Below are 5,241 nucleotides of genomic sequence, written 5' to 3'. Positions count from 1 at the left end.
AAATCAACCAAAAGCTCTCTTAGCTTATGGTCTCACTTTAGGGGCGCACTACACTACAAACAACCACCTAACATGCTGGGGGCTCTGGGATGTTAGGTGAATGTTAGGTTGTAGCTGCAAGGATATAGATGACCTTTTTTATAGAAGGGTCGGAAAGGGGGTGAGTATAAATGAAGAGGAAGAGTGTGCTTGCTGGGGTAACGATCACACTGCCAAATGGCACCGTAATCAAGATTAAGGAGTAGGACTTTATCAGCGTAAAGCGGCTAGCCGGTGGGTAGGTGTACCCTATCCACCGGGAGCAAGGTGAGAAACCGAAGCAACTAACCTGGTAACTTTTTTGGGAGGGGTAGTGGAAGGAATTATCGATTACGATCGGATGCACTTTGTGTTTCCTAAAAAAGAAATTGCCGAACACCTTTTCGTTATGTACGAAAAGGAGAGTGTTGAAAGTGAAGCCAAAGCAATTATCGAACAAATACTTCATAAAACAGCCGAGTTCGTCAAGAGAGAACTTTTTCCATACCGACCACCACCCACAACAGTTGTAATTGTCAATGAGCACCCTAGAATTGGGATCAGCAAGAGAGAAGTGACCAGAGAGCCCATTTTGTGGATGTTAAACCAAAGCGCGGAGGAAAACGCCTGGTTTTTGGGCCACGAGTGGTTCGAGACTTTCGTTTTGCACCAGTTTGGTGATGGAGCTCCGCGTTGGCTTGTTGAAACCATCGCTCAAATGGGAGCGTATCGACTATGTAAGTTTGCGCTGGGTGCAGGAGCAGAGCGGGTGGGTTTAGAGAAGTACCTCTCGAATGGTACGCTTCCCTTTGAGGAGTTGCTTGAGTGGAGACGCCCAGTCTTCTTGGGAGAGGCCAGTGAAGAAGAAACTTACGCCATGATTGAAAAATATATCGTAGAAGAACATCAGACCTCTCGAGAAGCAATGTTGTATGCTACTGCTCTGAGGTTTGGTTTAGAAAGAATTTGCCAAAATATCTCGTTAGGGAGTCTGTCCGAACAGCTGGCTGAAACTGCCAGCAGCGCTCTATTTGAGCGCATAAATCACTCTACAGGTGTATGAGTCTGCTCGAGGCCCTTCGTTACCTGTTTGGTCTGGCCCCTCGAGAAGGGCTGTTTACCCTGGTTTTTTTGCTCCTAGGCAGCGCCATACCCGCCCTGGCAGCCTGGGTGGCCAAACTGCTGATTGATGGGATTGTAGCCCAAAGGCCGCTGGTAGAAGTATTTACCTTGCTGAGCCTGGAGCTTGGGCTGCTCTTGCTGGCGGGGGTGTTGCAACAGGCTGGCACGTACTTTCAGGAGCGTCTGCGGAACCGGGTCTCGATGCGGTTGCGCCTCGAGCTCGCGGCCAAGCGGGCCAGCCAGGATATGGCCGATCTCGAAAGCCAGGAGGGCAGCCTGGCTTTTAGCCGGGTCTGGGCTGAGTCGCGGCTGCGCCCGGTGCTGATGGTGGTCTACGGGGTGCAGCTGCTGATCAATCTGGTGGCTGGGCTGGCCTTCGCGGTGGCCATCCTGCTGCTGCGGGCCGATCTACTGTTGGCAGTGGTGCTCACCTTACTGCCTGCCCTGTGGGTGGCTCGCAGGGGCAGCGCCCTGGTGTTTGGGGCCCTGGTCGACAGCAGCCGGGAGGGCCACCTGATGGAACTCTTCGAGGAGTATCTGACCCGCCTCGAGCACGCCAAGGAGGTTCGCCTGTACCGGCTCCAGCCCTGGTTTCTAGGCGAGGCCCGTCGGCTAGCCCAGACACGCCTGGAGCGGCTGAACCAGGCTGCCCTGGGCCAGGTGGTCTCCCATGGGGCGGGGCAAACCTTGTTGCTGCTGGCCCAGTACGCCTCCCTGGGGTATGGTCTGTGGCTTACCCTGGGCGGGCAACTCAGCCTGGGAGGGTTTACCCTGCTGGTAGTGGGGCTGGCCCAGGTGCGGCAGAATTTCCAGGGCCTGCTGGGCAATTACACCGAGCTGCGGGAAAACCTACTGTTTTTGCAGGACTTTCTGAGTTACCAGGAGCGGCCTGCCCGTATCGAACTGCCCTCGCCAGAGGAGACCCTCCCTCTGCCGGTGGGGTCTAGCCTTCGGCTGGAGGGGGTCTGGTTCTCCTACCCCGGAACCGCTAGACCTGTCCTGGCTGGCCTTGACCTCGAGCTCCCGCCCAACACCACCACCGCCCTGGTAGGCGAGAATGGCGCCGGTAAGACCACCCTGGTCAAACTGCTGCTACGTCTTTACGACCCCGACCAGGGCAGGATCCAGCTGAGTGGCGTGGACATCCGTACCCTGCCCCTGGACAGCTACCGGAGAAACTTCACGGTAGTACCACAGGATTTTCTGCGCCTGGGACTGAGCCTGGGGGAGCAGGTAGCCATGCACCAGGGCTACGATCCCCACCGCGTACAAGAGGCCCTGGCCCAGATGCGCCTCAGTGGTGTGCTTGAACGGCTGCCCGAAGGTCTGCGTACCCCGCTGTCGCGCGAGCTGGGTGGGGTGGATCTGTCGGGCGGGGAATGGCAGCGCACTGCTCTGGCCCGGGTGCTCTATCACAAGACCCCTATGGTGATCCTGGACGAACCCACCGCTGCCCTCGACCCCGAGGCTGAGGCGGAAATTTTGGACGAGTTTGGGCGCTTGCTTCCGGGCCGCCTGGCCCTGATCATCACCCACCGGCTGGCCTCGGTGCGCTTTGCCGACCGTATCGCGGTGCTCAAGGAGGGGCGTATTGTCGAACTGGGTACTCACGCCGAGCTGATGGCCGAGCGGGGGATTTATGCCCGGATGTACCGCAGGCAGCTCGAGCAGTACCGCTGGGAGGGAGCATAGCTGAATTACATGCGCTAAACCCGAGTGCGTGTGAGGCCACTAGCGTTTGTAGGTCGCGCAGGAGCGGTTCTTCCTGGAGGCGGTGGCATGAGGCTGGTCCACGCGCAAAAGCTCTGGCTCTTCGTGCTGCACAACCTCTCTGTTCTGGCGTGTGGTAGAGATCATCATGGTTCCAGTATCAATGGAGGTCGCCAACATCGGGGCATCAGGCCTCGGGCTCCTGTACACCAGCCTCGCTCTTGGTGGAGTTGCTGGGCTAGCGATCCTCGGTGCGCTGAAAAGGGGGATACCTAGCCTCAAGCTGGTGGTTCTGCTCAACGCCCTCCTGGCAGCCCCCATGCTGCTAGGTGCTACCTTTCCAATATTCCCGGTTCTTATGGCTGTTTTCTTCGTGAGCGGCATCCTTTTCGATGTATCTAGCGTTGCCACACAGTCAATGCTCCAAGCAGTGGTGCCCCAGAATTTTCTCGGACGGGTCTTTAGCCTGGTCAACGTAAGTCTAGCCTTAGGCGTCTTGCCGGTGCTCCATTTCCTGGATCCGGTGGTCGGCTGGCTCGGTTCTGCCGGAACCTTACAAATAACCTCACTAACCGTGTGTGTTCTGGGTGCTCTGCTTTATCTCACTGCGCTAACCAGACCTGGCCGGGTCGAGGCTAGAAAAGAAAGTGGGGAGGAATCACCGGTATGACCGAGAAGCAAGAACGCGTGTATCTGAGACCTGTGGATCTAAGACTCGGTCTCGTTTCTGAGTGTGGTCGCAGCCCTCCTGCTGTTTAACCTGATCATGCTTTTTGTGGCCTACCGGGCGGCCCGGCGGCACCTGGCCTGAGGGCCCGGTCGGTGGCCCAGGCCTGGGAATCGTAGTAGTTTAGCTGACGCCAGGCCACTTTAAAGCAGCATGGGTATTGGCACTGCCTCGAGGGTTTCTCCGGGGGACTTCAGTCCTGGAAAGACTGCCCTGGCTGGCTGCATAATGGGGTGCAGTTTGAGTCCCGGTGGCTTTGGCTAAAGCCAAGGGCAGAACCATCCCTAAACCTTTTTGGAAGGATTGAAGCTATGAAATCTCCAAAGGCTGACAGCACCCAGCCACCGCAAACCAAGCCTTCCAAAAGGCTGCTCACGGTCGGCATTCCTGCACTGGTGGTAGCCGGGATGGCCCTGTTGCTGCTTTGGAATCCCTACTCAAACCCTGCAGCCACGGTGGGACAGCGCGTGCCGGATTTTTCGCTCACCGATCTCGAGGGCCGCCCGTTGGAGATAAGTGCGCTACGTGAAAAACCTACCCTGTTTTACTTTTCTGCGGCATGGTGTGTCCCGTGCCGTGCCGAGACCCGGGAGCTTGCCCGGCTATACGGGCAGTACCGTCACCAGTTTCAGGTGGTCTGGATCAGCATTGACCCCTTTGTCGACTCCAAGCAAAACTTGCTTTCACACCGGAGTCAATACGGCCATACCGACTTCCGCTATGCGCTCGACTCCCGGACAGACCCTCTGGTGCTACGCTACCGGGTGCAGGCTCGAGGCAGCATGGTGCTAGTCAATCCTCAGGGAGAGATTATCTTCCGGGGTATTCGCGCGGTTAGCGATCCTCGGTTCCTCGAGGTGCTGCACCAGGCGGTTGGCAGGAGCTGATATGGATCCAGCCCTCTTTGCATATGCCTTTGGGGTGGGTGTCCTGGCCTTTTTTACCCCTTGCAGTTATGCCATGCTATCTGCCTATGTGGCTCACTATTTTTCTCAGGCCCGAAGGCAGGAGTCCGCCTGGCAGGAGAGTGGAATAGAGGGCATCAAGCTCGGGCTGGCCATGAGCGCTGGCTTCTTCACCGTCTTCGCAGGACTGGGCTTGATTATCATGCTGGCCGGAAGGGTACTCTCGGCCTATCTGAGCATCTTTGCCCCACAGATCGAGACCGGGATTGCTCTTCTTCTGATGGGTCTAGGTCTAACTATGCTGATCAAGAAAGGGTTCACCCCTGGCTTGCCGGTAGACCGGATTACCGCCAGACTTCGCGGCGGAAAGCGGCCCTCCGAGCGCAGTCTGCACCACTACTACCTTTACGGCATTAGTTATGCGGTCGGTTCGCTGGGTTGTGGGCTGCCGCTTTTTTTGTCTGTCACCCTGACCGCCTTTACCACTTACTGGTTGAGCGGGCTGGCAAACTTCTTTGCTTATGCGGGGGGCATGACCCTGATGATGCTCACCTTCTCGCTCTCGCTGGTCTTCGCCAACGAACTGATTCGGCGGTACTTTCAGAAGGCAGTGCGTTATTTACAGCCGGTCAGCGGACTGGCACTGGTGGTGCTTGGAGGATACCTCTTTTTCAGGGCCTGATCGGAAGAAGTCGTGGTGGGTGCTTTAGGAGGCTCTTGTGAAGGCCGGGTTACTACCGCCCACACACGCCCGACCCT

Annotated in this window: 5 protein-coding genes; all 5 read left to right on the top strand. The window is 57.2% G+C overall.

What is annotated here, in order from left to right:
* The first annotated feature begins 352 nt into the window (after nucleotides 1-352).
* The 5 genes from Q0288_RS08645 to Q0288_RS08625 all read left to right on the top strand — a co-directional run bounded on the left by Q0288_RS08645 (nucleotide 353) and on the right by Q0288_RS08625 (nucleotide 5,164).
* Nucleotides 353-1,081 carry a hypothetical protein gene (locus tag Q0288_RS08645; protein ID WP_299429492.1) on the top strand — a complete coding sequence of 243 codons (729 nt, stop codon included), beginning with the start codon at nucleotides 353-355 and terminating at the stop codon, nucleotides 1,079-1,081.
* Complete coding sequence (locus tag Q0288_RS08640) at nucleotides 1,078-2,832, top strand: ABC transporter ATP-binding protein (protein ID WP_299429491.1); 1,755 nt, start codon at nucleotides 1,078-1,080, stop codon at nucleotides 2,830-2,832. Before Q0288_RS08645 ends, Q0288_RS08640 begins: the two co-directional genes overlap by 4 nt.
* 151 nt (nucleotides 2,833-2,983) lie before the next feature.
* Entirely contained in the window at nucleotides 2,984-3,520 is a 537-nt protein-coding gene (locus tag Q0288_RS08635; RefSeq protein WP_299429490.1) for a hypothetical protein, read from the top strand.
* Nucleotides 3,521-3,888: 368 nt separating this feature from the next.
* Nucleotides 3,889-4,464: a TlpA disulfide reductase family protein gene (locus tag Q0288_RS08630; RefSeq protein WP_299429489.1), complete on the top strand. Its 576-nt coding sequence runs from the start codon at nucleotides 3,889-3,891 to the stop codon at nucleotides 4,462-4,464.
* 1 nt (nucleotide 4,465) lies between these two features.
* Entirely contained in the window at nucleotides 4,466-5,164 is a 699-nt protein-coding gene (locus Q0288_RS08625; RefSeq protein ID WP_299429488.1) for a cytochrome c biogenesis protein CcdA, read from the top strand.
* Nucleotides 5,165-5,241: the final 77 nt, after the last annotated feature.

The sequence above is a fragment of the uncultured Meiothermus sp. genome, from assembly GCF_937863175.1.
Lineage (GTDB): Bacteria > Deinococcota > Deinococci > Deinococcales > Thermaceae > Meiothermus.
Note: the sequence above shows the minus strand (reverse complement) of the source record. Positions and strands in the feature narration are given on the sequence as shown.

What these genes read in the sequence shown, in the direction of transcription:
- Q0288_RS08640 (WP_299429491.1), top strand. Translation starts at nt 1,078, where the DNA reads ATGAGTCTGCTCGAGGCCCTTCGTTACCTGTTTGGTCTGGCCCCTCGA.
- Q0288_RS08630 (WP_299429489.1), top strand. Translation starts at nt 3,889, where the DNA reads ATGAAATCTCCAAAGGCTGACAGCACCCAGCCACCGCAAACCAAGCCT.
- Q0288_RS08625 (WP_299429488.1), top strand. Translation starts at nt 4,466, where the DNA reads ATGGATCCAGCCCTCTTTGCATATGCCTTTGGGGTGGGTGTCCTGGCC.